The sequence below is a fragment of the Cupriavidus pauculus genome, assembly GCF_022179805.1.
GTDB lineage: Bacteria > Pseudomonadota > Gammaproteobacteria > Burkholderiales > Burkholderiaceae > Cupriavidus > Cupriavidus pauculus_E.
In genome coordinates this window covers 109497-136012 of sequence record NZ_BPUO01000007.1, presented here as the reverse complement: position 1 = coordinate 136012, position 26516 = coordinate 109497, and the positions used below count along the sequence as shown (strand labels likewise).

The window sequence follows — 26516 nt, the reverse complement described above, 5'->3', positions numbered from 1 at the left end:
GCAGCATGACGGCAACCCAGACAGCCTGGCAGGGCGGCATTGCACGCGTTGACGCCACGGGCACGATCGCGTCACCGGGCACCATCGCGCCGGGCCATGCGGACACCACGCATGGCGACGGCCCGCGCACCGGCGATGCGCATCGGCCGGAGTCCACGGCACGTACCGGCGTTCGTGGCGACGTGATCCTCGATCTCCAGAACATCTCGCTGGCGTTCGGCGGCGTGAAGGCGCTGACCGATATCTCGTTCGATGTCTGCGAGCACGAGATCCGCGCCATCATCGGCCCGAACGGCGCGGGAAAAAGTTCGATGCTGAACGTGATCAACGGCGTGTACCACCCGCAGCAGGGCCGCATCATTTTCCGTGGCCAAGAGCGCCGGCAGATGCATCCCACCGCCGCCGCGCGGCAGGGCATTGCGCGCACGTTCCAGAACATCGCGCTGTTCAAGGGCATGACCGTGCTCGACAACATCATGACGGGCCGCAACACGCAGTTCCGCACCGGCGTGTTCGCGCATGCGCTGTGGTGGGGCCCGGCACGCGCCGAGGAAATGCGCCATCGCCGCAAGGTCGAGGAAGTGATCGACTTCCTGGAGATCCAGGCCATCCGCAAGACGCCGGTGGGACGCCTGCCGTACGGCCTGCAGAAGCGCGTGGAGCTGGCGCGTGCGCTGGCGGCAGAGCCGTCGATGCTGCTGCTGGACGAGCCGATGGCCGGTATGAACGTCGAGGAAAAGCAGGACATGTGCCGCTTCATTCTGGACGTCAACCAACAGTTCGGCACGACCATCGTGCTGATCGAACACGACATGGGCGTGGTGATGGATATCTCCGACCGCGTGGTGGTGCTGGACTACGGCAAGAAGATCGGCGACGGCACGCCGGAAGAGGTCAAGTCGAATCCCGACGTGATCAAGGCCTATCTGGGCACCTCGCACTGAAAGGCGGGCAACGATGACGTTCTTCTTCGAAATCCTGATCGGCGGGCTGCTCTCGGGCCTGATGTATTCGCTGGTGGCGCTGGGCTTCGTGCTGATCTACAAGGCGTCCGGCGTGTTCAACTTCGCGCAGGGCGCGATGGTCTACTTTGCCGCGCTGGCCGTGGTGGGGCTGATGGACAAGGGGTTGCCGATGTGGGCCGCCGTGATCGGCGCGTTCATCGTCATGATCATCGTCGGCATGAGCACCGAGCGCTTTGTGCTGCGCAAGCTCGTGAACCAGCCGCCGATCACGCTGTTCATGGCCACCATCGGGCTGTCGTTCTTCCTGGAGGGGCTGGGGCCACTGCTGTTCGGTAACGAAGTGCGGCCGATCCAGCTGGGCATCGTCGACGAGCCGATCGAATCGATCCTGACCAGGTTCGATATCGTCGTGTCGAAGTTCGACCTGGCGGCCGCGCTGATTGCCGCCGTGCTGGTGGCGGTGCTGGCGCTGTTCTTCCAGTACACGAAGGTGGGCCGTGCATTGCGCGCGGTGGCCGACGATCACCAGGCGGCGCTGTCGCTGGGCATTCCGCTGCAAAACATCTGGGCCATCGTCTGGGGCGTGGCGGGTTTTGTGGCGCTGGTGGCGGGCATGCTGTGGGGGTCGCGCAATGGCGTGCAGTTCGCGCTGACGCTGACCGCGCTCAAGGCGCTGCCGGTGCTGATCCTGGGTGGCTTCACGTCGGTGCCAGGTGCCATCGTCGGCGGGCTGATCATCGGCGCGTCGGAGAAGCTGGCCGAGATCTACATTCCGCCGGTGTTCCAGTCGATGTTCGGCGGCAACTTCGGCGGCATCGAAGGCTGGTTCCCGTACGTGTTTGCACTGCTGTTCCTGCTCGTCAGACCGGAAGGCCTGTTTGGCGAGAAACATATCGACCGCGTTTGACGGAGGCTCGCCATGCTCTATCGTGAATCGGGCCAGTTCAAGACCAGTTACGTCGCCGACAGCCAGATCTTTCCGATCCGCCAGGACCGCATCTTCTTTGCGTTGCTGATGGCGGTGGCGTTCGTGGTGATTCCGTTCGCCGGTAGCGAATACTGGCTCAACGCCATCCTCACGCCGTTCCTGATCCTTTCGCTGGCCGCGCTGGGGCTGAACATCCTGACGGGCTACGCCGGGCAGCTCTCGCTGGGAACCGCCGCGTTCATGGCGGTGGGCGCTTATGCCGCCTACAACTTCCAGCTACGCATCGAAGGTATCCCGGTACTGCTGACGTTCATCCTGGCCGGCCTGTCGGCAGCGCTGGTGGGCGTGGCGTTCGGGTTGCCGTCACTGCGCATCAAGGGGTTCTACCTGGCCGTGGCCACGCTGGCCGCGCAGTTCTTCGTGGTGTGGGCGCTGACCAAGTTTCCCTGGCTGTCGAACAACAGCTCGTCGGGCGTGATCACGGCGCAGCGGCTTGACCTGTTCGGCGTGGCGATCGACTCGCCGGTCAAGAAGTACCTGTTCGTGCTGGGCATCGTCACGGTGCTGGCGCTGCTGGCCAAGAACCTGGTGCGGTCGGCCACGGGGCGCGCATGGATGGCCGTGCGCGACATGGACGTGGCCGCCGAGGTCATCGGCATTCCGCTGATGCGCACCAAGCTGCTGGCGTTCGCGGTGAGCTCGTTCTATTGCGGCGTGGCTGGCGCGCTGTATGCGTTCTGCTACCTGGGATCGGTGGAGCCCGACGGCTTCTCGCTGGACCTGTCGTTCCGCATCCTGTTCATGATCATCATCGGCGGCGTGGGCAGCATCCTGGGTTCGTTCCTGGGCGCGGCGTTCATCCTGCTGCTGCCGATCTTCCTGGACAACGTGCTGCCCGGCCTGGCCGGACTGCTGCACCTGCCGTTCACCAACGCCACCGTGTCGCACATCCAGCTCATGGTGTTTGGTGGGCTGATCATTTTCTTCCTGATCGTCGAGCCGCATGGCCTGGCCCGGCTGTGGCAGATCGCCAAGGAAAAGCTGCGCCTCTGGCCATTCCCGCACTAGCTTTCTTGAGTCGTTCCATAACAACGCCCGTTCGAGGTGAAGGAGACTGTGATGACAACGATGTTTCGCAACGTGCAGCGCGCCGCCCTGGTGGTCAGCGTCGCGGCTGCCCTGCTGGCGCCGGCCTTGCCGGCACTGGCGCAGGCCAATGAACAGTTCGTCGCGCTGCCGAGCTATCGCGTCGGCCCGTATGGCGCCAACGGGCAATCGTTCTATGGCGGCTTTGTCGACTACCTGAACTACGTCAACCTGAAGGACGGCGGCATCAACGGCGTGAAGCTGTCGTGGGAAGAATGCGAGACCGAGTACAACAACGCCAAGGGCGTGGAGTGCTACGAGCGGCTGAAGGCCAAGAACGCGCAGAGCAAGGGCACGGCGTACCACACGATGTCCACCGGCATCTCGTACGCGCTGGTCGACAAGACCGCCGCCGACAAGGTGCCGCTGGTGATGATGGGCTACGGCCGCACCGACGCCGTGGACGGTTCGGTGTTCCCGTACGCGTTCCCGCTGGTCACCACGTACCAGATGCAGGTGTCGGCCATCGTCAAGTACCTGGCCTCGAAGAACGGCGGATCGCTGGCGGGCAAGAAGATCGTCTACCTGTATCACGACTCGGCCTATGGCAAGGAGCCGATCGTCGCGCTGCAGGCCGAAGCCAAGCTGGGCAAGTTCAACCTGGTGGAAATTCCGGTGGCGCATCCGGGTAACGAGCAGGGCGCGCAGTGGCTGAAGATCCGCCAGGAGAATCCGGACTACGTGATCTTCTGGGGCTGGGGCGTGATGAACCAGACCGCGCTGAAGGCGGCGCAGAAGGTGGGCTTCTCGCGCGACAAGATGATCGGGTCCTGGTGGGCCGGGTCCGAGGAAGACACCGTGCCGGCCGGCGACGCCGCCAAGGGCTACATGAGCGCGACGTGGAACGTGGCCGGCAAGGGCGTGCCGCTGATCGCCGACATCGAGAAGGTGGTCTATGGCGCCAACAAGGGCAACATGCAGGACCGCAACAAGGTGGGTTCGGTGCTCTACAACCGGGGCGTGTCGGCGGCCGTGGTGACGGTGGAAGCGATCCGCGTGGCGCAGGCCAAGTTCGGCAAGGGCAAGGTGATGACCGGCGAAGAAATGCGCTGGGCGTTCGAGAACCTGAACCTGACCAGCGCACGCCTGCAGCAGCTTGGCGCCACCGGCCTGCTGCCCGAGATCAAGACGAGCTGCGAGAACCACGAGGGATCGGGCAAGGTGAAAATCCAGCAGTGGGATGGCAGCAAGTGGGTCACGGTGTCGGACTGGATCGAAGGCAACAAGAACCTGATCCACCCGCTGTTCAAGGCCACCGCCGCGCAGTACGCGAAGGAAAAGGGCATCACGCCGGGCTGCATGAAGTCGCAAGGTTGAGGAACGCTTCGCGATTGTTGTCGCCCCTCTCCCTCCGGGAGAGGGGAGCGAAACACACAGGGAACACGGACATGACCCTTCTCTCCGTCAACAACATCGAAGTCATCTACGACCACGTGATCCTGGTGCTCAAGGGGGTGTCGCTCGATGTGCCTGAGGGCCGCATCGTGGCGCTGCTGGGCGCCAACGGCGCGGGCAAGACCACCACGCTCAAGGCGATCTCGAACCTGCTGCACGCCGAGCGTGGCGATGTCACCAAGGGGTCGATCGAATACCGCGAGCAGCGCGTGGACCAGCTCACGCCCAATGACCTGGTCAAGCGCGGCGTGATCCAGGTGATGGAAGGCCGCCACTGCTTTGCCCACCTGACCATCGAGGAAAACCTGCTGACCGGCGCCTACACGCGCGGCCTGTCGCGCGGCGAGACGCGTGACGCGCTGGAGAAGATCTACGACTACTTTCCGCGCCTGAAGACGCGCCGCAAGTCGCAGGCCGGCTACACGTCGGGCGGCGAGCAGCAGATGTGCGCGATTGGCCGGGCCATGATGGCCAAGCCGTCGATGATCCTGCTCGACGAGCCGTCGATGGGCCTGGCGCCGCAGATCGTGGAAGAGATCTTCGAGATCGTGCGCGACCTGAACACGCGCGAGCGTGTGAGTTTTCTGCTGGCCGAGCAGAACACCATGGTGGCGCTGCGCTATGCCGACTATGGCTACATCCTGGAAAACGGCCGCGTGGTCATGGATGGCGAGGCCGAATCGCTGCGCACCAACGAGGACGTCAAGGAGTTTTACCTGGGCGTGGCCGCCAACGATGCGCAAGGCGGCGCGCGCAAGTCGTTCCGCGACGTGAAGAGCTATCGCCGCCGCAAACGCTGGCTGGCCTGAATCCCCCGGACACCGCTATGGCTGAGTATTTCGATTCGCTGGAGACGCGCGCGCCCGCCGAACGCGAGGCCGCGCTGATTGCCGCCGTGGCACGCCAAGTGGCGCACGCCCAGGCGCATGCACCGTATTTCGCAGAAATCCTGTGCGACTTCGACGCACGGGAGATCACCTCGCGCGACGCGCTGGCGCTCTTGCCCGTGACGCGCAAGTCCGAACTGACCGCGCGCCAGCGTCTGGCGCCGCCGCTGGGCGGGCTCAATGCCACGGCCATCGGCGGCCTGCGTCATGTGTTCCAGTCACCGGGGCCAATCCATGAACCGGACGGGTTCGGGCCGGACTGGTGGCGCACGGCACGCGCGATGTTTGCCGCCGGGTTCCGTGCCGGCGAATTGGTCTACAACACGTTCTCGTATCACTTCACGCCGGCCGGCATGATGATGGAATCGGGCGCGCATCGGCTGGGCTGCTGTGTGTTCCCGGCCGGTGTGGGCCAGACCGAATCGCAGGTCCAGGCGCTGGCCAGCCTGCAGCCGTCGGCCTACGCGGGCACGCCATCGTTCCTGAAGCTGCTGATCGAGAAGGGCGGTGAGATGGGGCTGCCATGCCAGAGCCTGTCCAAGGCGCTGGTGTCGGGCGAAGCCTGCCCGCCGACCTTGCGTGGCTGGCTCAAAGACCACGGCGTTACGGCACGCCAGATGTATGGCACGGCCGATGTCGGGCTGATCGCCTACGAGACCGAAGGCGGCGACGGCTGGGTGGTCGATGAAGGCGTGCTGGTCGAGATCGTCGAACCGGGCGGCTCCCGGCCAATGCCGGAAGGCGAGGTTGGCGAGGTGGTGATCACCGTGCTGGGCAACGGCGACTATCCGCTGATCCGCTTCGGAACGGGCGACCTGTCGGCCATCGTGGCCGAGTCGTCGCGGCGGGCCAGCCCGTGCGGGCGTACCAATATCCGGCTCAAGGGCTGGCTGGGACGCGCCGACCAGACCACCAAGGTCAAGGGCATGTTCGTGCATCCGGGGCAGGTGGCCGACGTGCTGCGGCGCCATCCCGAAATCCGCGCGGCGCGGCTGGTGGTGACCGGCACGGTAGGCGCCGATGTGATGACACTCCATTGCGATGCCACGCGCGACGACGAAGGGCTGGCGCGTGCGGTAGCGGAGTCGATGCGTGAGGTGTTGCGGCTGCGCGGGGAAGTGCGTTTCGTTGCCACCGGATCGCTGCCGCAGGACGGCAAGTCGATCGAGGACGCGCGCAGCTACGACTGAATCAGGCTCTGAATTACGACGAGGACTGGTCGGTGGCTTCAGGATAGCCGCCGGGCGGCCGCGTCGGCAGCCGCACCATCCACACGGTGACGGCAATGCCGATGCCGATCAGCGTCAGCGACGACACGGGCCGCGCGCGCAGCAGCCAGGCCGTGATGCTCATCGACGTCCACATCATCGACAGCGCCAGGCACTTCGCGCGGAACGGAATGCTGCGGTGAGCCTGCCAGTCGCGCACGAGCGGCCCGAAGCGCTCGTGCGTGATCAGCCAGTGGTGGAATTTCTCGGACCCGCGTGCAAAGCAGGCTGCCGCCAGCAGCACGAACGGCGTGGTCGGCAGCAGCGGCAGGAAGATGCCGATAAAGCCCAGCACCAGGCTGATGACGCCAAGCGTGACCCAAAATGCGCGGATCACGCGCTCGCGATGCGAGAGCGTGCGCGGCAGGTCGGCTGGGTCAACGGGCGTTTCGGGATCGGTCGGTAACAACGGTTCAGGGCAAGGGGCGAGAAAACGCCCTTATGCTACCAGCCCCAGCCGGGCACGCGCCGCGTCGTACTCGGCCTTCATGCGCGCCACGATCTCGCCGGCGGTGGGAATGTCGTGGATCTGGCCCACGCCCTGGCCTGCGCCCCAGATGTCCTTCCATGCCTTGGCCTTGGAAGCGCCGCTCGAGAAATCCATCTTGCTCTTGTCGGCCACGGGCAGGTTCTCGGGGTCCAGACCCGAATTCACGATGCTCTCGCGGATGTAGTTGCCGTGCACGCCCGTGAACAGGTTCGTGTAGATGATGTCGGACGCCGCCGATCCCGTGATCGACTGCTTGTACTCCTCGCTGGCATGGCCTTCCTGCGACGCGATGAAGCGCGTGCCCACGTAGGCGAAGTCGGCGCCCATGGCCTGTGCGGCTAGTACCGCGTCGCCGGTGGCGATCGACCCCGACAGCGCGATCGGGCCGTCGAAGATCTTGCGCACTTCACCAACCAGCGCGAACGGCGACAGCATGCCGGCGTGGCCGCCAGCGCCGGCCGCCACCAGGATCAGGCCGTCGACACCGGCCTCGATCGCCTTCTCGGCGTGGCGGATGCTGATGACATCGTGCAGCACGATGCCGCCGTAGCTGTGCACGGCGTCGATCATTTCCTTGACCGGCGCGCGCAGCGACGTGATGAAGATGGGCACCTTGTGTTCCACGCAGACCTTCACGTCGTGCTCCAGGCGCGCATTCGACGCGTGCACGATCTGGTTCACGGCCACGGGCCCCACGGGCTTGCCCGGATTGGCTGCCGTGAATGCCGCCAGTTCTTCCTCGATCTTCGACAGCCATTCGTCCAGCACCTCGGCCGGACGCGCATTGAGCGCCGGGAATGATCCGACGATGCCGGCCTTGCACTGCGCCAGCACCAGTTCCGGATAGCTGACGATGAACATCGGCGACGCGATGACAGGCAAGGCCAGGTTCTGCAGGGCTGGTGGGATATGTTTGGCGGCAGGCATGGCGTCTCCTCTAATCCTTCTAAATGAACGGTCGTTCGATTATAGGGAGTTTCGCTGGATATGGACGATGGTAGAGGGGGGTGTCTACGAGGACGTCTTGTCCCCGATGTTTTGCTCCCCTCTCCCACGTTGTGGGAGAGGGGAGCAAAAACAGCAGGGGGAGCAAAGCTGCAAGACAGCAGCAAAACCCCAAAAAAAAACCCCGCTGCAAGAGCGGGGTGATTACCACGAAGACTGATAAGAAGAGACGGTCCGGCACCTGCCAATGCCTTACCGTGAGACGAATCTTAGGTGGTGAATATGACCACCAGAAGACAGTCCCAAGGCAATTCCGGAATACCCGGAGTGCCGACCTGTCTGCGTTCGGTCAGACCTTTTCCAGCAGCAGGCCCTTCAGGTATTCGCCTTCCGGGAAGGCCGCCGACATCGGATGGTCGGTGCCTGCCGACAGGCGGCGCAGGATCCGTGCGTCGGCGCGGGCGTCGGTGACGGCGCCGGCCACGATCTTGTGGAACAGCTCCATGCTGATGGCACCCGAGCACGAGTACGTGAACAGCAGGCCGCCCGGACGCAGCAGCTGCATGCCCACGAGGTTGATTTCCTTGTAGGCGCGCGCGGCGCGGTCGATATGCTGGGCCGACGGTGCGAACTTGGGCGGGTCCAGCACGATCAGGTCGAACTGGCGGCCTTCGGCGCGGAATTCGCGCAGCATCTTGAACACGTCCGCATCGAGCCACGTGGCGCGCTCGGGGTCGAAGCCATTCAGCGTGACATTGGCGGCCGCGATCTTGAGTGCGTCGCCCGACGAATCGATCGACGTCACCGACTTGGCGCCGCCGCGCAGCGCAGCCAGCGAGAAGCCGCCCGTGTAGCAGAAGCAGTTCAGCACCTCGCGCCCGTCAGCCAGATCGCCCACGAGCTTGCGGTTGTCGCGCTGGTCGACGTAGAAGCCGGTCTTGTGGCCGTTGCGCACGTCCACGTGGTAGCGCACGCCGTGCTCGGTCACCGACAGCTCCGGATCGGGTTCGGCCCCGGCCAGCACGCCGGTTACCAGCTCCAGGCCCTCGCGCTGGCGTACGGCCGCGTCGGAGCGCTCGTACACGTTCGGGCAGCCCGTTTCCTTGATCAGCGCCTGCACCAGCGCGTCCTTCCATTGCTCCACGCCCGCGGCGTTGAACTGGCAGACGAGCTGGCCGGTCTCGCCCTGGCCGTAGTAATCCACGACCAGGCCGGGCAGGCGATCCGCCTCGCCAAAGATCAGGCGCACGGCGCTGGTGTCGCTCACCCAGCGCTTGCGATGCGCCAGGGCGGCGCTCACGCGGCGCTTGAACATGGCGTGGTCGACCGGTTCGTTCTCGTCGAACGTCCAGACGCGCGCACGGATCTGCGACTCGGGGCTGTACGCGCCGCGTGCCAGGAAGCGGCCGTCGGCGGCGCGGATGACCACGGTCGAGCCGGCTTCGAGGCGGCCTTCGGTGGAGGCGATGCCCGTGGCGTAGACCCACGGATGGCGCCGCAGCAGGGACTTTTCCTTGCCGGGCTTCAGGGTGATGACGTTCATGTGGTTACAGCACCACCTTGACCATCGGGTGCGACGTCAGCGCCCGGTACACACTGTCCAGGTGCTCGCGGCTGGTGACCCACACGGTCACGGTCAGGCCGAGGTAGTTGCCGTTGCGCGACGGACGCATCTCCATCTTGCCGGCATGGAAGTTCGGGTCGAATTCCTGGATCAGCGTCACGATGGCTTCGGCAAAGCCGTCCTGCATCGCGCCCATGACCTTGATCGGGAAATCGCTCGGGTATTCGATCAGCGATTGCTCGGGCGGGATATCGCCCGGGATCAGCGGACCATTGCTGGAATCTGTCGTCATTGCAAACCTTCGCTTTTACTTGGCGCTTTACTTGCGCTTGAACCAGAGGCGGATCGTATCCCACAGGCGGCCGAAGAAACCGGCCTCGGGCACTTCCTCCAGCGCCACCACCGGGAATTCGCCCACCTTGTTGGTGCCGTCCATCAGCTTGACCGTGCCCACCTGCTGGCCTGCCGCGATCGGGGCGATCAGCAGTTCCTGGCGCTCTAGCACCGGCTTCAGGCGGCCGCCCGTGCCCTTGGGCACCGTCACGAACGTCTCGTTGGCCACGCCGATCTTGATCGTGCTGGCGCGGCCCTTGTAGATGTCGGGCGTGGCCAGGACTTGGCCCTTGTCATACAGGCGCAGCGTGTCGAAGAACTGGAAGCCGTAGTTCAGGATCTTCAGGCTTTCCTGCGTGCGGATCTGCTCGGTGGCCGTGCCGATCACGATCGACACCAGGCGGCGCGACCCGTTCGGCACGTTGGCCAGCGGACGCTGGGCCGACGAGATCAGGCAGTAGCCGGCCGACTTGGTGTGGCCGGTCTTCACGCCGTCCACGGTCGGGTCGATGTACAGCAGGCGGTTGCGGTTGGGCTGCCTGATTTTGTTATAGGTGAACTCCTTCTGCGAGTACATCGCGTAGTACTCGGGGAAGTCCTTGATTAGGCGCGTGGTCAGCGTGGCCAGGTCCACCGCCGTGGTGTAGTGGTTCGGATCGGGCACACCGTCGGTGTTCGTGAAGTGCGTGCCCTTCATGTTCATGCGCTGCGCTTCGCGGTTCATCATCGCCACGAAACCGTCTTCCGAACCGCCCACGGCCTCGGCCAGCGCCAGCGCGGCGTCGTTGCCCGACTGCACGATCAGGCCCAGCAGCAGGTCGTTGACGGTGACCGGCTTGCCGGCCTCGATGAACATGCGCGACTCATCGCTTTTGACCTTGCGCACGATCTCGGTCGGCGTGATGGTCTGGTCCAGCGTCAGGCGCTTTTCCTTGAGCGCCTCGAACGCCAGGTAGGCGGTCATCAGCTTGGTCAGCGACGCCGGCTCGATGCGCATGTCGGCGTTCTGCGACGCCAGGGCTTGGCCGCTGGTCACGTCGTACAGCATCCAGGACTTGGCGGCCACCTGCGGCATCGGCACGCCCTGCGCCAGGACGGCGGCAGGGGCGGCGGCAAGCGTCGCGGCGATGACGACGGGAGCAATGGCGGATGCGAAATACGGCGTGGCTCTGTTCAGCATGAGTAGTTTTCCAACGGTGAAGGGATGGCGCGGGCGGGACGGTTCACCGGTCCCACGCGTTGACGACAAGCTGCTTGATCAGGTGCAGCTTGCGGTGAAAAAAATGGTCGGCGCCAGGAATGACGATGACCGGCAGTTCCTGCGGGCGGGCCCAGTCCAGCACGCTGGTCAGCGGTACGGTGTCGTCCTGCTCGCCATGGATCACGATGGTGTCGGCCGGCACGGTGGCTACCTCCCAGCGGCTTGCGGCCGTGCCCACCAGCACCAGACGCTGCGCGGGCGTGCCCGCTTCGGCCAGGCGCCGCGCCACGTGCGTCTGCACGAAGCTGCCGAACGAGAAGCCGCCCAGCGCCAGCGGCAGCGTGGCTGCCTCGGGCGACCAGGTGGTCTGCGTGCGCATCCAGCTGACCACGGCCAGCAGGTCGTCCTGCTCGCCGATGCCCTTGTCGTGCTCGCCGGCCGTACCGCCCACGCCGCGGAAGTTCGGCCGCACCGTGGCATAGCCCAGGGCGACGAACGTGCGCGCCAGCGTCTGGGCCACCTTGTTGTCCTTGGTGCCGGCGAACAGCGGGTGCGGGTGCGCCACCAGCGCCAGGCCGCGCACGGGTTCGTTCTGCGGCAGATCGATCGAGATGTCGATGGCGCCGACGGGGCCGGCGATGGTGGTGACCTGGGTATGCGCGTTCATGGCGAGGAAGCAGGAAAAGACGGCGGTAGAAGCGGCACAACAAAAAACCGGGCATCGACCCGGCGCGGCCCGGCGGGTACTGCTATCAGCGGTCCACCATCAGGCGCTCGACGGGCTTGCCGTGCACCAGATGGCTGTCGATGATCTCGTCGATGTCCTGCTGGTCGACGAATGTGTACCAGACGGCCTCGGGGTAGACCACCAGCACCGGTCCGAGTTCACACCGGTTCAGGCAGCCGGCCTTGTTGATGCGCACGCGGCCTTCGGCGCCGGCGATGCCCAGTTCCTTGCAGCGCTTCTTGGCGTATTCCTGCATGCCCTTGGCATTGTGGTCGGCACAGCAGGCTTTGCCGTCGTCGCGCTCGTTCAGGCAGAAGAAGACGTGGTGTTTGTAGTAGCTGCTCATGGCGGCGGTGCGGACTGCACGGCACCGGTGGGTCCGCCCAAGCGGATACCGGGCGCGGCTGGTATCGAGGAAGGTCGCAATTATACGTGGTCACGCACGCCATTCCGCGTGGCGGCGCTGCCCGGAAATCCGGAAACGGCTACGTATGGCCGCGCCGGACCGGGCTGTCCGGGGGCACCAAGACCCCTCTGGATGGCGTTGGCGACACTTTTTGGGTGCCATTCCGCGTGGCAAGCGTCCGGGTTCCCGGAGTCGCGCATTCCGGATTTCCGGAAACCCGGAGCTTCCTGGCGGCCCGCGCATCTCCCTTTCCTTGCAAATCAATGACTTGGCGCCGCCGACGCAGGTGGCACGGCCGTTGCAATTAGTTACGTCCAGACGCGCCGCCATTGCCTTGGGCCAGGCGTGCAACGTGGGCGCCCTCCGAGCGCCCGGCACCGGTCACAAAACACCGAGGAAGACATCATGAGGAAACCCTTCTACAAGATCCTGTACGTGCAGGTCCTGTTCGCGATTGCCGTCGGCATCCTGCTGGGCCATTTCGCGCCGGCCGCCGGCGTGGAAATGAAGCCGTTGGGCGATGCGTTCATCAAGCTGATCAAGATGATCATCGGCCCGATCATCTTCTGTACCGTGGTGTCCGGCATCGCCGGCATGCGCGACATGAAGAAGGTGGGCCGCGTGGGCGGCAAGGCACTGCTGTACTTCGAGATCGTGTCGACGTTCGCGCTGCTGATCGGCCTGATCGCGTCGCACGTGCTGAAACCGGGTGTGGGCTTCAACATCGACCCGGCCACGCTGGACACCAAGTCGATCTCGCAATACGTGTCGAAGGCGCACGGCCAGAGCACGGTCGAGTTCTTCATGCACATCATCCCGGACACGATCTTCAGCGCGTTCGCCAATGGCGACATCCTGCAGATCCTGCTGGTGTCGCTGTTCTTCGGTTCGGCACTGGCTATCGTGGGTGATCGCGCGCGCATCATCCACGAGATGGTGGACCAGGTGTCAAAGGTGTTCTTCCACATCGTGCACGTGATCACCAAGGTGGCCCCGATCGGCGCGTTCGGCGCCATGGCGTTCACCATCGGCAAGTACGGCCTGGGCTCGCTGATTCCGCTGCTGAAGCTGATCGGCACGTTCTACTTCACCGCCATCGTGTTCGTGCTGGTGGTGCTGGGTACCGTGGCCCGCTTCACCGGCTTCTCGATCATCCGCTTCGTGGCGTACATCAAGGAAGAACTGCTGATCGTGCTGGGCACCAGTTCGTCGGAAGCCGCGCTGCCGCACCTGATGGAGAAGATGGAAAAGCTGGGCTGCTCGAAGTCGGTGGTGGGCCTGGTGGTGCCTACCGGTTACTCGTTCAACCTGGACGGTACCAACATCTACATGACGATGGCCGTGATATTCATCGCACAGGCCACCGGCATCGAACTGACGCTGCTGCAGCAGCTGACCATCCTGGCCGTGGCCATGGTGACGTCCAAGGGCGCCAGCGGCGTGACCGGATCGGGCTTCATCACGCTTGCCGCCACGCTAGCCGTGGTGCCGACCATTCCGGTGGCTGGCATGGTGCTGATCCTCGGTATCGACCGCTTCATGAGCGAATGCCGCGCGCTGACCAACATCATCGGCAACGGCGTGGCCACCGTGGTGGTATCGGCCTGGGAGCGCGAGCTTGACCGCGCCCGCCTGAACCGCGTGCTGCGTGGCGGCAATGACGACGTCGAACTCGCCGACGCCAGCGTCAGCTGACATGACCGGCAAGGTGTCCGGCGACCCGGAAGAAGGCGTCGCGGGCACCGCATCCGATACACCCGCTGGCATTGCTGCAGGCCAGGACAGTCAGCGGGTATCATCGGCGCGAGACCTCCCCCGCGCGCCGATGCCCCATTCCGACGACTTCCTTGCCGTGCATGACCCCGCAGCGCCTGGCGCCGTGCATGCGCCGGAGAACAGCTCGCGCTGGTGGGGCTTTGCCATCGCACTGCTGGCCGGCCTGCTGGCGCTGTGCGCGCTGACCTGGCTGCTGTCGGTGCAGCGCGGCATCGTTGCGTTGCAGCAGTCCACGGCCATGCGGGCAGACCGCTACGGTTCCACGCTCGAATCCACGCTCGACCGCTACGAATTCCTGCCCGCGCTGGTGTCGCTGCATCCGTCGGTGCGCGCACTGCTGGCGTCGCCGCAAGACCCGGCGCGCATTGCCGCCGTGAACGACTACCTGGTGGAGGTCAACCGCCGCGCGCGGGCCTCGGCCACCTACGTGATCGCCGCCAACGGCCTGGCGCTGGCCGCCAGCAACCACGGCGAGCCCGGCAGCTTCGTCGGCACCGACTACCGCTTCCGCCCGTATTTCCAGACCGCCTCGCGCGGCGAGGTGGGGCGCTTCTATGCCATTGGCGTCACCAGCGACGAGCCGGGCTACTACATCGCCCAGCCGATCGTGGCCGACCACAAGGTCATTGGCGTGACCGTGGTGAAGCTGAACCTGGAATGGTTCCAGCGCGCCGGGTCGGGGCAGGCCGAGCCGCTGATGGTGTCTGACGACCACGGCGTGATCTTCCTGTCGTCGGTGCCGGGCTGGCAGTACCGCACGCTGCGGCCGCTGCCGCCCGAACTGCAGGCTGAGATGCATCGCACGCGCCAGTACCACGACGTCGACGTCACCCCGTTGCCGATGCATGCGCTGACATCGCCGGTCATGCGCTGGCTGGCCCGCAACACCTTGGCCGACAACCAGCGGCTGGTGCGCGTGGGGCGCACCGATCGTCGCGAACCGGACGGCGCGCCTGATGGTGTGGATGGGTCCGGACTGCGTTTCGCCATGGCCGACGCCAGCGGCGACCGCTACCTGGAGATCAGCCGCGCCGTGGGCCCCGCCGGCTGGAACATGCAGGTCATGGCGCCGCTCGATCCGGTGCTGGCCAACGCGCGCAGCGCCACCATTGGCGCGGCGCTGGCCTATGCGTGCATCTGCCTGCTGCTGGTGAACCTGCGCCAGCGCCGGCAGCGTGCGCGCGACATGGTGTACAGCCGCCGCCTGCTGGAAGCCGCCTACGACGAACTGGAGCGCCGCGTGGAAGCGCGCACGGCCGACCTGATGGCCATCAACGAGCAACTCGAAGCGGAGGTCGTCGAGCGCACGCGCGCCGAGAGCGAGCTGCGCGCGACGCAGGACGAACTGGTACAGGCCAGCAAGCTGGCGGCGCTGGGCCAGATGGCGGCGGGCATCACGCACGAACTGAACCAGCCGCTGGCCGCGCTACGCACGTTCTCCGACAATACGCGCGTGCTGCTGGAGCGTGGACAGCTCGATGCGGCCACCGGCAACCTGTCAGCCATCGCCGATCTGACCGAACGCATGGGCAAGATCACGGGGCAACTAAAGCTGTTTGCCGGCAAGGCGCGCCAGCGCCGCAACGCCGTACGCGTGCGCGCCGCGCTGGACCACGTGCTGCAACTGATCGCGCCGCGCCTGGGCACCGTGATGCTGCGCGTGCGCGGGCTCGATGCAGAGGATGGCGACCTGTCCGTGTGGGCCGACGAACTGAAGCTGGAGCAGGTGCTGCTGAACCTGGTGGGCAATGCGCTGGACGCCATCGCGGCCGAGGGCAAGGCCGATGGCCGGGTGGAGGTTGGTGTCAGCGCCACCGCCGACCAGGTGCGCATCGCCGTGCGCGACAATGGCACCGGCATTGCCGCCGATGCGCTGCCGCGCCTGTTCGAGCCGTTCTATACGACCAAGGAAATCGGCCAGGGCCTGGGTTTGGGGCTGGCCATCTCGACGTCGATCGTGCGCGAATTCGGCGGCCAACTGGTGGCGGGCAATGCCGACGGCGGCGGCGCGGAATTCGTGGTGACGCTGCGGCGGGCGCGGCAGCCCGTGGCGACGTGAAAAGGATAGGGAAATGATTGCGATGCAAGACGGGCTGCGCGTACTGTTTGTCGAGGACGAACCGCTGGTGCGCCAGGCCACGGCGCAGAGCCTGGAGCTGGCCGGCTTTGCCGTGCTGGCGCTGCCGTCGGCCGAGGCCGCCATGCCGCACCTGATCGCCGAATTTCCGGGCGTGCTGGTGACCGACGTGCGGCTGGGCGGTGCGTCGGGGCTGGACCTGCTGCATCACTGCCGCAACGTGGCACCGGGCGTGCCCGTGATCCTGGTCACCGGCCATGGCGATATCACGATGGCCGTGCAGGCGATGCGCGAAGGCGCCTACGATTTCATCGAGAAGCCGTTCGGTGCCGACCGGCTGACCGATACCGTGCGCCGGGCGCTGGAGCGGCGCGCGCTGGAACTGGAAAACGTGGCGCTGCGCCGCGAACTGGCCGGCCCCGCCGCCGGCACGCGCATCATCGGCAGGTCGCCAGCCATCGCGCGCGTGCGCGACCTGATCGCCAACGTGGCCGCCACCGATGTGCCCGTGATGATCAACGGCGAGACCGGCACGGGCAAGGAACTGGTGGCGCGCAGCCTGCACGCGCTGTCCACGCGGCGCGATGCGCCGTTTATCGCGCTGAACTGCGGCGCGGTGCCCGAGGCAATCTTCGAATCCGAAATGTTCGGCCACGAAGCCGGCGCGTTCACCGGTGCCGGAAAGCGGCGCGTGGGCAAGCTGGAGCACGCCTCCGGCGGCACGCTGTTCCTCGACGAAATCGAAAGCATGCCGCTGGCACTGCAGGTCAAGTTGCTGCGCGTGCTGCAGGAAGGCACGCTGGAGCGGCTGGGGTCGAATGCGTCGGTGCCGATCGACGTGCGCATCGTGGCCGCCGCCAAGGGCGATATGGAGGGCCTGGTGGCGCAGGGCGCATTCCGGCAAGACCTGTTGTACCGGCTCAACGTGGTGACGATTCCGCTGCCGCCGCTGCGCGAGCGCCGCGAAGACATCGTGCCGCTGTTCGAGCACTTCATGCTGGTGGCCGCCGTGCGCTACCAGCGTCCCGCGCCGATCCTGGCCGAAGTGCAGCGCCAGCAACTGATGCAGCGCCCGTGGCCCGGCAATGTGCGCGAACTGCGCAACGCGGCGGACCGGCTGGTGCTGGGCGTGCCCGAGGGCGGGCAGCCCGGCCGTCCCGAAGGTGGCGACGAGACAACCCCGCTGCGCGAACGGATGGAGCGCTACGAGCGCGCCGTGATTGCCGATGCGCTGGCTCGCACCGGCGGCGCCGTCAGCCAGACTGCCGACCTGCTGCAAGTGGGCAAGGCCACGCTCTACGACAAGATCAAACGCTACGGACTGTAACGGCCGTATCCGCAGGGCAGGGCGGCCGATACACTCGGCGAACCGAACAGCGCACCCTCTCTCACCCCCCGGCCCCACTCCCTCCGGGAGAGGGGCCGGGGGAGAGGGCAGCGCATCCAACGCCCACGCCCTACGCAATGTCCACTACCGCCAACATCGACGGCCACCACCTGACCCCCGCCGCCGTCGCCGCCATCGCACGCGGCCAACACCACGCACAAGTCCCTGCTGCCGTCCTCGACAAGGTGCGCGACGCGCGCGCCCGCTTCGAACAGGTGGCCGCCGCCAACGTGCCGATCTACGGCGTTTCCACGGGCTTCGGCGAACTCGTCCATAACTGGGTCGATATCGAACACGGCCGCGCGCTTCAGGAAAACCTGCTGCGCAGCCACTGTGCCGGCGTGGGGCCGCTGTTCCCGCGCGACGACGTGCGCGCGATGATGGTGGCGCGTGCCAATGCGCTGTCGCGCGGCTATTCGGCGGTGCGTCCGGTGGTAATCGAGCAACTGCTGGCCTACCTGGCGGCAGGCATCACGCCGGCCGTGCCGCAGATCGGGTCGCTTGGCGCCAGTGGCGATCTGGCGCCGCTGTCACACGTGGCCATCACCCTGATTGGCGAAGGCAAGGTGCTGACCGCCGATGGCGGCACGGCGCCCACGGCCGATGTGCTGCGCGCGCACGGCATCGCCCCAATTGCGCTGGCATACAAGGAAGGGCTCGCGCTGATCAACGGCACATCGGCCATGACCGGCGTGTCGTGCCTGCTGCTCGACGCGATGCGCGCGCAGGTGCAGCAGGCCGAGGCGATTGCGGCGCTGGCGCTCGAAGGGCTGTCGGCATCGGCCGATGCGTTCATGGCGCATGGCCACGACATCGCCAAGCCGCACCCGGGCCAGGTCCAGTCCGCCGCCAACCTGCGCGCGCTGCTGGCGGGGTCGACGCGGATGGCCGGGCACGACGCACTGTCCGCCGAGATGAAGCAACGCGCCGGCGACGAGAAAAACACCGGCACCGGCGTGTTCATCCAGAAGGCGTACACGCTGCGGTGCATCCCGCAGGTGCTGGGCGCCGTGCGCGACACGCTGGACCACTGCGCTACCGTGGTGGCGCGCGAACTCAATTCATCGAACGACAACCCGCTGTTCTTTGATGACGGAGCGCTGTTCCACGGCGGCAATTTCCACGGCCAGCAGGTGGCGTTTGCGATGGACTTCCTGGCCATCGCCGCCACGCAACTTGGCGTGATGGCCGAGCGCCGACTGAACCGGCTGCTGAGTCCGCACCTGAACAACCGGCTGCCGGCGTTCCTGGCGGCCGCCAACGAAGGGCTGTCGTGCGGGTTTGCCGGCGCGCAGTATCCGGCCACGGCGCTGGTGGCCGAGAACCGTACCATTTGCAGCCCGGCCAGCATCCAGAGCGTACCGTCGAATGGAGACAACCAGGACGTGGTCAGCATGGGACTGATCTCGGCCCGCAACGCGCGCCGCATCATCGACAACAACCAGTACATCCTGGCGCTGGAACTGCTGGCGGCATGCCAGGCCGCCGAACTGGCAGGCGCCGTGGAGAACCTCTCGCCCGCCGGGCGCGCCGTGTTCGCGTTCGTGCGCGAACACGTGCCGTTCCTGGACATGGATCGCTACATGACCGACGAAATCGAATGTGTGGCGGCGCTGCTGCGCGACGGGGCGCTGGTGGACGTGGTGCGCCAGGCTGGGGTGGAGCTGGGCTGACTCACATCCACATCATTTACTTCCACATATTGCGCATGCGCGCGGCCAGGTCCACCTGTGGCAGCGCGGGCTTGGCCTGGCCTTCGCCCGGCATTGGCGCGGGCGGCCACGACCGGCTGTAGAAATTCGGCATTACGCGGTTGGGCAGGAAGCGCGTGCGTGACGCGTAGACGTGGCGGTCGCCGAAGCCCACCTGGTTATGCACGTAGAAGCGCTGCGGCACGATCACGTCCAGGTGGTCGCGCGCGCGGGTCATTGCCACGTAGAGCAGCCGGCGTTCTTCCTCGATTTCCTCGGTGGTGCCGGTGGCCAGGTCCGACGGCATGCAGCCGTCCACGGCGTTGAGCACGTAGACGGCCTTCCATTCCTGGCCCTTGGCCGAATGGATCGTCGACAGGATCAGGTAGTCCTCGTCGCGCGACGGCACGCCGGATTCATCGCTCGACGCGCTGGGCGGATCGAGCGTCAGTTCGGTGAGGAAACGCTCGCGCGAGGCATAGGTGGCGGCGATGCGCTCGATCTGCTGCAGGTCCGCCTGGCGCGCGGCGGCATCGTCGTGCATGCGTTCCAGGTGCGGCAGGTACCAGGCCACCACCTGTTCGAATTCCGATGGCCACGGCGACGTGGGCGCCATCAGTGCGCGCGCCAGTGCCAGCAGGTCGTCCCAGGCGGGCGCGGCGGCGGGCGGCGCCTCGAAGGCTTCCAGAGCCAGCAGCGGCTCCCTGGCTGCTTCCAGCCCTTCCAGCACGCGCGCGGCGGTCTTGGGCCCCACGCCAGGCAGCATCTGCAGCGTACGGAAACCGGCCATGCGGTCGCGCGGGTTTTCGAGCCAGCGCACCACGGCCATCACATCCTTCACATGCGTCGATTCCAGAAATTTCAGCCCGCCGAACTTCACGAACGGGATGTTGCGCCGGGCCAGCTCGATTTCCACCTGCGCGCTGTGGTCGGCGGCGCGGAACAGCACGGCCTGCTGCATCAGCGCCAGGCCCGCCTCGCGGCGCGCCAGCACCTGCTCCACCACGAATCGCGCCTGGTCGGCTTCATCGTTGACCACCACCACGCCCGGCTTCTCGGCCGACTCGCGCAGCGACCAGAGGTCCTTGGTAAAGCGCTCGGCCGCCAGGCCGATCACCGCGTTGGCGGCGTGCAGGATCGGCTGCGTGGAGCGGTAGTTCTGCGACAGCGTGACCTGCTGCGCGGACGGCGCGAACTGCGTGGGGAAGTCGAGGATGTTGCGCACCGTGGCGCCACGGAACGCGTAGATCGACTGGGCGTCGTCGCCCACCGCGGTCAGGCCGCGTCCCTGCGGCTTGAGCGCCAGCAGGATCGACGCCTGCAGCGCGTTGGTGTCCTGGTATTCGTCCACCAGCACGTGGTCGAACCGTGCGCCCATGTCCTGCGCCAGCGCGGGCTCGGTCATGGCCTGCGCCCAGTAGAGCAGCAGGTCGTCATAGTCCAGCACCTGCTGCTTCTGCTTGGCTTCCACGTAGGCGGCGAACAGCGTCTTGAGCGCGTCGGCCCACATCGCGTAGCGCGGGAACTGGGTCTTGAGTACCACCTCGACCGGCAACTGCGTGTTGACCACGCGCGAATAGATAGCCAGGCAGGTTTCCTTGCGCGGAAAGCGTGACGTCTGCTCGGAAAGACCCAGGTCGTGGCGCACCACGTGCATCAGGTCGGCGGCGTCGCCACGGTCGCTGATCGTGAAGCTCGGCGCCAGCCCCAGCGTCTCTGCGTATTCGCGTAGCAGCCGCGCGCCGATGGCGTGGAAGGTGCCCGACCACTGCAGCGCCGCCCGCCCGGCGCCGAACTGGATTCCCAGCGCCTGGTCGACAATGCGCTCCACGCGGCGGCCCATCTCGGCGGCGGCGCGGCGCGAGAACGTCAGCAGCAGGATGCGGCGCGGATCGGCGCCACCCACAACAAGGTGAGCCACCCGGTGCGCCAGCGTATTGGTCTTGCCCGAGCCCGCCCCGGCGATGATCAGCAGCGGCGCCTCGCCCGCGTATTCCACGGCGGCGCGTTGCTCCGGATTCAGCTTCGACAGGTAGGCGGGGTCCGCGTCGGGTTCAGCCGGAAGGGCGGCGGCGGGCAGCAGTTCGGCGTCGGGGGCGAGATCCGGTGACACAGTGGGGTATGGGCAGGAATGAGAAAAATCTGGCGACCACTGTATATCCATACAGCTTGGGCTGGCAAGCCGGACGAGCCGCGTTGGCGCCCGGACAACAAAAAAGGTGCCGCAAGGGCACCTTTTCGTGGGGATCGGGGAACGCTCAGGCCGCGCTGGCCAGCGCACCGTCCAGCAGCTTGTGCAGCGCATCCCACTCGGGTTCGCCGACATAGCGCTTGAGGATCTTGCCGTTCTTGTCGACGACGAACGTGGTGGGGGTGAGCTGCACGTCACCAAACGCCTTGGCCGCCGTGCCGTCCGAGTCCATGGCCACCTTGAACGGCAGTTCGCGCGTCTTGGCGTAGTTGGCCACGTACATCGGCGGGTCGTAGTTCATGGCCACGGCCACGAAATCGAGCCCCTTGTCCTTGAACTGCTTGTAGGTGTCGATCATCTGCGGCATTTCCTTGACGCAGGTGACGCAGCTCGTTGCCCAGAAATTGACCAGGTACACCTTGCCCTTGAGATCGGCCGTGCTGACCTTCTGGCCCGACAGCAGCGTGAACGTGGCGTCGGGGACGCTGTTGCCCGGCGTCAGCGCGCGGTAGCCGAAGAATCCGAGCAGCGCGACGATCACGACCGCAACGGCGAGGGGCCAGCGCTTGCGCGGGGAGGTGGTGGGGATGGCAGTGTTTGACATGTGGGGTAACGGTACCGAGGCAGCGTTTCGGACAGCGGCTATTCTACTGCCGCGCGGCCGGGCCTGCGGCGCTGCCCGCCGACGGCCCCTGACCTGCGGCAATTCGCCGCAAAGCCACGTAACTGGTTACTGCGGGGTTACTGCGGCGTGCCGGTGCGCGCGGCAACCTTGGCGCGGGCCTCGTCGATGGCCTGTTCCAGGTAGGCGCCGTAGAAATCGGGCTGCATGCCGCGCAGCGGCTTGGCCAGGTTGCGGCCATGCCGGTCCAGGAACAGCACGGTCGGCGCCACGGAAATATTGTGGGCCTGAGCCCAGCGCTTGGCGGTGGTCATCGTGCCGTCCACGTCACGGACCGGCGTATCGGCCGTCATGTCGATTTCGCGTGCGGCGATTTCCCCGGCCGCCACCTGCGGCCCCAGGTAATTGCGGCGCACGGCCTCGCAGTAGGTGCAGTCGGGCAGGCTGACCAGCACCACCAGCGGTTCGCCCTTGCTGGCCGCCGCCGCCGATTGCGCGCCGAAGTCGGTCACCGGCTGCAGGTGCGCCGGGGTGGCGGGAGCCGCCATGGCGCCGGTGCTGGCGAGCCCGGCCAGCAGGGCGCAGGCGGACATTGCCAGGCGGGCAGATCTGGCGGATCGGACGAAGGCGGGCAGGGGGCGGACAGCCATGGGGGACCTCACGGGGAATACGGGCCGGCGCGAAGCACCACGAGCAAGATGCGCGGGCGGGCGGCTTCCCGGATAATACCGGCTCGCGCACGATTGCGCCGACTGTTCCGATGCCCCCGACCACCGCCCGCCCCCGCCGTCTCCCGTCGCTGCTGCTGCCGCTCCTGGCCTTGCTCTGGCTCGCGCTGGCGGGCTGCTCGCCGCGCTACGACTGGCGCACCATTGTCTCCAGCGACGGCAAGTACGCCGCGCTCTATCCCGCCAAGCCGACCTCCGCCGCGCGCGATGTGTCGATTGCGGGACGCAAGCTGCCCATGACCATGGAGGCCGCCAACATCGACGGCACCCTGTTCGCGGTTGGCGTGGTCACACTGCCCAGCGACGATGCCGCGCTGCGGCGCGAGGCGCTGGCCGCGATGCAGGCCGGGCTGACGGCCAATCTGGGCGCCCACCCCGAGGCACCGCCGCAGGCTCGCCAGATCACGGTGACGTCCGCCGCCCAGCCACCCGTGTCGCTCGACGCCGTGGAGGTGTCGGTGACGGGCGTGTCGCCGCAGGACAAGGCGCCGCGCCGGCTGACCGCTCGGCTGGTGGCTTCGGGTGCGCGGGTCTACCAGGCCGTGGTGCTGGAAGCCGGCGACGCCGCGCGCGATTCGCGGCAGGCCGAGCAGGTCGAGCAGTTCCTGACCGGTTTCCACCCGTTTTGAGTTCGATTTTTCATCAAGGAGTGCAGTGATGCGTTGGGAAGTGTGGTTGGCCTATTTCGCCGCGTGCTGGGTGATCGCCGTGTCGCCGGGTTCGGGCGCGGTGCTGTCGATGAGCCACGGCCTGTCGTATGGCCTGAAAAGGACGTCGACGACGATTCTCGGGCTGCAGACCGGCCTGGTCATCATCCTGCTGGTGGCCGGTGGCGGCCTGGGCGCGCTGCTGCTGGCGTCCGAGGAAGCGTTCCTGGTGGTCAAGACCATCGGCGCCATGTACCTGATCTACCTGGGCATCCAGCAATGGCGCGCCAAGGTGGACAGCGGCCCCCAGGAACAGGCCGATGCCGGGGCGGTGCGCGTGGCTGTGATGAGCCCGCGCCGGCGCTTTGCCACGGGCCTGCTCACCAATGTCACCAACCCCAAGGGCATCATCTTCATGGTGGCGGTGCTGCCGCAGTTCATCGACCCGGGCCATCCGCTGGGCGTGCAACTGGCCATCCTGGCCGCCACGATGTGCTTCGTGGACCTGATCGTCATGCACGGCTACGCGCTGCTGGCGTCGCGCATGCAGGGCCTGTTCCGCAACGCGCGGGCCGTGCGCTGGCAAAACCGGTTCTTCGGCGGCGTGCTGATGGCCGTGGGTACCGCATTGTTCTTCGTGCGCCGGCATCACAACTGATTCCTTGCGCGGCAAAATGCCGGCTGGCATTGTGCGGCAGCGTTTGCTTCAATGGGGATTGACCCGGCACAGATGGAGACCCCGATGCGCGACGTCCGCTTGACTGCCCACCGCGAACCTCCACCGGAGGAACCGCCCCCGCCGGGCTTCCCGGCGGACCAGCCGCCCATCGAGGAACCCCCGCCGCCGCCGCTGGAACCACCGGTGTGACATGAAAAGGCCCGCTTCGCAGCGGGCCTTCGCGTTTCAGTGGATCGGGCGGACGTCTTTCATTGGTGGCTCCTTTCGAGGTTCATCGGCAGTGAAGCTGCCACTTCCACCGCCGACATGGCTTGATCTCGCTGAAGGTTGAGGCCTTAAAGCCAACGCATCCCTCTCACCCCGTCCGTAACACCCGCCGATACTGAATGGCCTCGGCCACATGCCCGGCGGTCAGCACCGCGGCGCCCTCCAGGTCGGCGATGGTGAGAGCCACCTTGAGCACGCGGAAGTACGCGCGTGCCGACCAGCCCAGTTTTCCATGGCGCCACGCAGCAGGGCCTGGGCGGCAGTGTCGAGCGGGCAGTGCTGGTCGATGGCGCGGCCGGACAGGTCGCTGTTGGGCATGCCCTGCCGCGCAAGGTGGCGGTCGCGTGCGGCCACCGCGCGGTCGCGCCCGGCGACGCTGGGTTCGCCGGGCGGGCCGTCCAGCATCTCGTGCTGGCTTTGGGCGGGCACTTCGATCTGCAGGTCCCACGCGGTCGAGCAGCGGCCCGGAGATGCGTGACTGGTAGCGCTGGATCTGGTCCGGCGTGCAGCGGCACATGCGCGTGGGATGGCCCAGGTAGCCGCACGGGCACGGGTTCATCGCCGCCACGAACTGGACGCGGGCCGGAAAGTCGACCTGCGCACTCTGGTCGCACCGGACAGACAGCCTGGCAACTCCTAACTTCGAGCTCGTCCAGGAACAGTACGCCGTGGTGCGCCAGCGATATCTCGCCCGGGCGCGGATTGCCGCCGCCGCCCACCATGGCCGGCCCGCTGGCTGTGTGATGTGGGCTGCGGAACGGCCGCCGGCCCCAGTGCGATGGCTGGAAGCCACCGGGCGTGAGGCTCAGCACGGCGGCGGCTTCCAGCGCCTGGGCTTCGGTCATCGGCGGCAACAGGCCGGGAAAGCGCTGGGCGAGCATCGACTTGCCGGTGCCGGGTGGCCCCACCAGCAGGACCGAATGCTGGCCAGCCGCCGCCACCTCCATGGCGTGCCGCGCCTGCAACTGGCCGCGTACGTCGCGCAGGTCCGGGCCGTCGGCCGCGTCGGCGCCGCGCTCGGGCGGCAGCGCGCGCCGCAGCGCCTGCTCGGGCAGCAGGCCGACGTGATGGCAGACATCGTGCAGCGTGGCGCCGGCGTGCACCTTCAGGTCCTGCACCAGCGCGGCTTCCGGGCCGTTGTCGATGGCCACGACGAAGGCGCGCGGCGGGTGCCCGTCGGCCAGCCGCGCGCGATTGTCGCGCGCCAGGCCCATGGCCGGCGCGCCGCGCACCGGCCGCAGGTCGCCGGCCAGCGACAGCTCGCCCGCAAATTCGAACGCATCGAGCCCGTCGCCGGGCAACTGGCCGCTGGCCGCCAGGATGCCCAGCGCGATGGCCAGGTCGAACATTACGAATCGCCCCGATTCCTTGGGCATGTCGGCGGGCGTCAGGTTGACCGTGATGCGCCGGTTCGGGAAGTCGAAGTCGCTGTTGAGCAGCGCGGCGCGCACGCGCTCGCGGCTCTCGCGCACTTCGGTATCGGCCAGCCCGACGATATTGAACGCCGGCAGGCCGTTGGCAAGGTGAATCTCGACCGACACGGGCGGCGCGTCGATGCCGTTCAGCGCACGGCTGCGCAGGACTGCAAGGCACATGAGGTGGCGAAAGCGTTAACGAAAAAGGCCACCGGGTGACGGTGGCCTTTTTGGTGGTGAGGAGGAGGCGGTTGGCGCCTGCGGGTCATACCCCGGTGGAAGGCGGCGGGGTCACGCCGGCACGGGCTTCCAGGGCAGCCACGCGGGCCTCCAACTCCTCGAGCCGGGCGCGAGTGCGCGCCAGCACCTGCGACTGCACGTCGAATTCCTCGCGCGTGACCAGATCCAGGCGCGCAAAGCCCTGGGTCATCATGCTGCGCACGTTTTTCTCGATGTCCTTGGCCGGCGAGTTGCGCAGCGCTTCGCTGACCTTTTGCTGGAGGTCGTTGAACAGATCGGTCGGTTTCATGGTGAGGCTCCTTTGGTGACCAATTTGGATCGTCCGGGGTCAGGCTGCGCGCTTCGGACAGCCCGCGATGGCCAGGCAACCGTGCCTGCACCGCATTGGGGCAGCTTGCGGAGGCGCTTCGCACACTCCGCCGGCCCGACCATGCACCTGTCTGGGGCGCGGCGCCTCGGGCATTCCACAAGGCCCGCTGGTTCCCCGCGCATACGCCAAGCACGCAGCACTTGACCCTTCATGACGCGGATTATGGCGCTT

23 protein-coding genes and 1 pseudogene are annotated in these 26516 nt (G+C 66.7%); 12 read left to right on the top strand and 12 right to left on the bottom strand.

The genetic code is table 11. The annotated features are described in order from the left end of the window. Positions 1 to 5 precede the first annotated feature (5 nt). The 6 genes from MFF62_RS15950 (at position 6) to MFF62_RS15925 (ending at position 6511) form a co-directional block, all read left to right on the top strand. A complete protein-coding gene (locus tag MFF62_RS15950) occupies positions 6 to 944 on the top strand; it encodes an ABC transporter ATP-binding protein (protein ID WP_238264097.1) in 939 nt (312 codons plus the stop codon). A gap of 13 nt (positions 945 to 957) precedes the next feature. Next, positions 958 to 1872, top strand: a complete 915-nt coding sequence (locus tag MFF62_RS15945; RefSeq protein ID WP_238264096.1) for a branched-chain amino acid ABC transporter permease — start codon at positions 958 to 960, stop codon at positions 1870 to 1872. Between the two features lie 12 nt (positions 1873 to 1884). After that, on the top strand, positions 1885 to 2961 hold the full coding sequence (locus tag MFF62_RS15940) for a branched-chain amino acid ABC transporter permease (protein ID WP_238264095.1): 1077 nt from the start codon (positions 1885 to 1887) through the stop codon (positions 2959 to 2961). 51 nt (positions 2962 to 3012) lie between these two features. Further along, positions 3013 to 4356 carry an ABC transporter substrate-binding protein gene (locus MFF62_RS15935; RefSeq protein ID WP_238264094.1) on the top strand — a complete coding sequence of 448 codons (1344 nt, stop codon included), beginning with the start codon at positions 3013 to 3015 and terminating at the stop codon, positions 4354 to 4356. 71 nt (positions 4357 to 4427) lie between these two features. Further along, positions 4428 to 5243, top strand: a complete 816-nt coding sequence (locus tag MFF62_RS15930) for an ABC transporter ATP-binding protein (protein ID WP_238264093.1) — start codon at positions 4428 to 4430, stop codon at positions 5241 to 5243. 17 nt (positions 5244 to 5260) lie between these two features. Beyond that, complete coding sequence (locus tag MFF62_RS15925; RefSeq protein WP_238264092.1) at positions 5261 to 6511, top strand: phenylacetate--CoA ligase family protein; 1251 nt, start codon at positions 5261 to 5263, stop codon at positions 6509 to 6511. Between the two features lie 13 nt (positions 6512 to 6524). Here the strand turns inward: MFF62_RS15925 and MFF62_RS15920 are convergent, their stop codons facing one another. The 7 genes from MFF62_RS15920 to MFF62_RS15890 form a co-directional block, all read right to left on the bottom strand. Continuing rightward, a complete protein-coding gene (locus tag MFF62_RS15920) occupies positions 6525 to 6998 on the bottom strand; it encodes a YbaN family protein (protein WP_238264091.1) in 474 nt (157 codons plus the stop codon). Between the two features lie 30 nt (positions 6999 to 7028). Beyond that, positions 7029 to 8006, bottom strand: coding sequence for an NAD(P)H-dependent flavin oxidoreductase (locus tag MFF62_RS15915; RefSeq protein WP_238264090.1), 978 nt, complete (start codon positions 8004 to 8006; stop codon positions 7029 to 7031). 367 nt (positions 8007 to 8373) lie between these two features. After that, the gene (locus MFF62_RS15910) at positions 8374 to 9567 is read right to left on the bottom strand and encodes a class I SAM-dependent rRNA methyltransferase (RefSeq protein ID WP_238264089.1); all 1194 of its coding nucleotides are present in this window, start codon (positions 9565 to 9567) and stop codon (positions 8374 to 8376) included. 4 nt (positions 9568 to 9571) lie between these two features. After that, positions 9572 to 9880, bottom strand: a complete 309-nt coding sequence (locus tag MFF62_RS15905; RefSeq protein ID WP_238264088.1) for a YbeD family protein — start codon at positions 9878 to 9880, stop codon at positions 9572 to 9574. 27 nt (positions 9881 to 9907) lie between these two features. Further along, on the bottom strand, positions 9908 to 11101 hold the full coding sequence (locus MFF62_RS15900; RefSeq protein ID WP_238264087.1) for a D-alanyl-D-alanine carboxypeptidase family protein: 1194 nt from the start codon (positions 11099 to 11101) through the stop codon (positions 9908 to 9910). 43 nt (positions 11102 to 11144) lie between these two features. Next, positions 11145 to 11789 carry an alpha/beta hydrolase gene (locus MFF62_RS15895; RefSeq protein ID WP_238264086.1) on the bottom strand — a complete coding sequence of 215 codons (645 nt, stop codon included), beginning with the start codon at positions 11787 to 11789 and terminating at the stop codon, positions 11145 to 11147. Between the two features lie 85 nt (positions 11790 to 11874). Continuing rightward, positions 11875 to 12195, bottom strand: a complete 321-nt coding sequence (locus MFF62_RS15890) for a (2Fe-2S) ferredoxin domain-containing protein (RefSeq protein WP_238264085.1) — start codon at positions 12193 to 12195, stop codon at positions 11875 to 11877. 465 nt (positions 12196 to 12660) lie between these two features. Between MFF62_RS15890 and MFF62_RS15885 the strand changes: the two genes are divergently transcribed. The 4 genes from MFF62_RS15885 (at position 12661) to cmdF (ending at position 19168) form a co-directional block, all read left to right on the top strand. After that, positions 12661 to 13950 carry a dicarboxylate/amino acid:cation symporter gene (locus MFF62_RS15885; protein WP_238264084.1) on the top strand — a complete coding sequence of 430 codons (1290 nt, stop codon included), beginning with the start codon at positions 12661 to 12663 and terminating at the stop codon, positions 13948 to 13950. Positions 13951 to 14080: 130 nt separating this feature from the next. Then, positions 14081 to 16090, top strand: coding sequence for a sensor histidine kinase (locus MFF62_RS15880; protein WP_238264083.1), 2010 nt, complete (start codon positions 14081 to 14083; stop codon positions 16088 to 16090). Between the two features lie 22 nt (positions 16091 to 16112). Next, positions 16113 to 17435, top strand: a complete 1323-nt coding sequence (locus MFF62_RS15875) for a sigma-54-dependent transcriptional regulator (RefSeq protein ID WP_238264382.1) — start codon at positions 16113 to 16115, stop codon at positions 17433 to 17435. A 137-nt stretch (positions 17436 to 17572) separates the two neighbouring features. Beyond that, positions 17573 to 19168: a tyrosine 2,3-aminomutase gene (gene cmdF / locus MFF62_RS15870; protein WP_238264082.1), complete on the top strand. Its 1596-nt coding sequence runs from the start codon at positions 17573 to 17575 to the stop codon at positions 19166 to 19168. 16 nt (positions 19169 to 19184) lie between these two features. Here the strand turns inward: cmdF and MFF62_RS15865 are convergent, their stop codons facing one another. From MFF62_RS15865 to MFF62_RS15855, 3 genes are all read right to left on the bottom strand, one after another. Further along, positions 19185 to 21299, bottom strand: a complete 2115-nt coding sequence (locus MFF62_RS15865) for an ATP-dependent helicase (protein ID WP_238264081.1) — start codon at positions 21297 to 21299, stop codon at positions 19185 to 19187. Positions 21300 to 21444: 145 nt separating this feature from the next. Beyond that, positions 21445 to 21981 (bottom strand): TlpA disulfide reductase family protein, encoded by a 537-nt coding sequence (locus MFF62_RS15860; protein WP_238264080.1) that lies wholly within the window; start codon positions 21979 to 21981, stop codon positions 21445 to 21447. Positions 21982 to 22118: 137 nt separating this feature from the next. Then, the gene (locus MFF62_RS15855; protein ID WP_404990762.1) at positions 22119 to 22592 is read right to left on the bottom strand and encodes a thioredoxin fold domain-containing protein; all 474 of its coding nucleotides are present in this window, start codon (positions 22590 to 22592) and stop codon (positions 22119 to 22121) included. A gap of 167 nt (positions 22593 to 22759) precedes the next feature. On the opposite strand from MFF62_RS15855, the gene MFF62_RS15850 reads away from it, so the two are divergent. After that, a complete protein-coding gene (locus MFF62_RS15850; RefSeq protein ID WP_238264079.1) occupies positions 22760 to 23356 on the top strand; it encodes a hypothetical protein in 597 nt (198 codons plus the stop codon). A gap of 28 nt (positions 23357 to 23384) precedes the next feature. Further along, positions 23385 to 24032: a LysE family transporter gene (locus MFF62_RS15845; protein ID WP_238264078.1), complete on the top strand. Its 648-nt coding sequence runs from the start codon at positions 23385 to 23387 to the stop codon at positions 24030 to 24032. Positions 24033 to 24408: 376 nt separating this feature from the next. On the opposite strand, the pseudogene MFF62_RS15840 reads toward MFF62_RS15845, so the two are convergent. Further along, a pseudogene (locus tag MFF62_RS15840) lies at positions 24409 to 25915 on the bottom strand (YifB family Mg chelatase-like AAA ATPase). 85 nt (positions 25916 to 26000) lie between these two features. Then, the gene (locus MFF62_RS15835; protein ID WP_238264077.1) at positions 26001 to 26264 is read right to left on the bottom strand and encodes an accessory factor UbiK family protein; all 264 of its coding nucleotides are present in this window, start codon (positions 26262 to 26264) and stop codon (positions 26001 to 26003) included. Positions 26265 to 26516 lie beyond the last annotated feature (252 nt).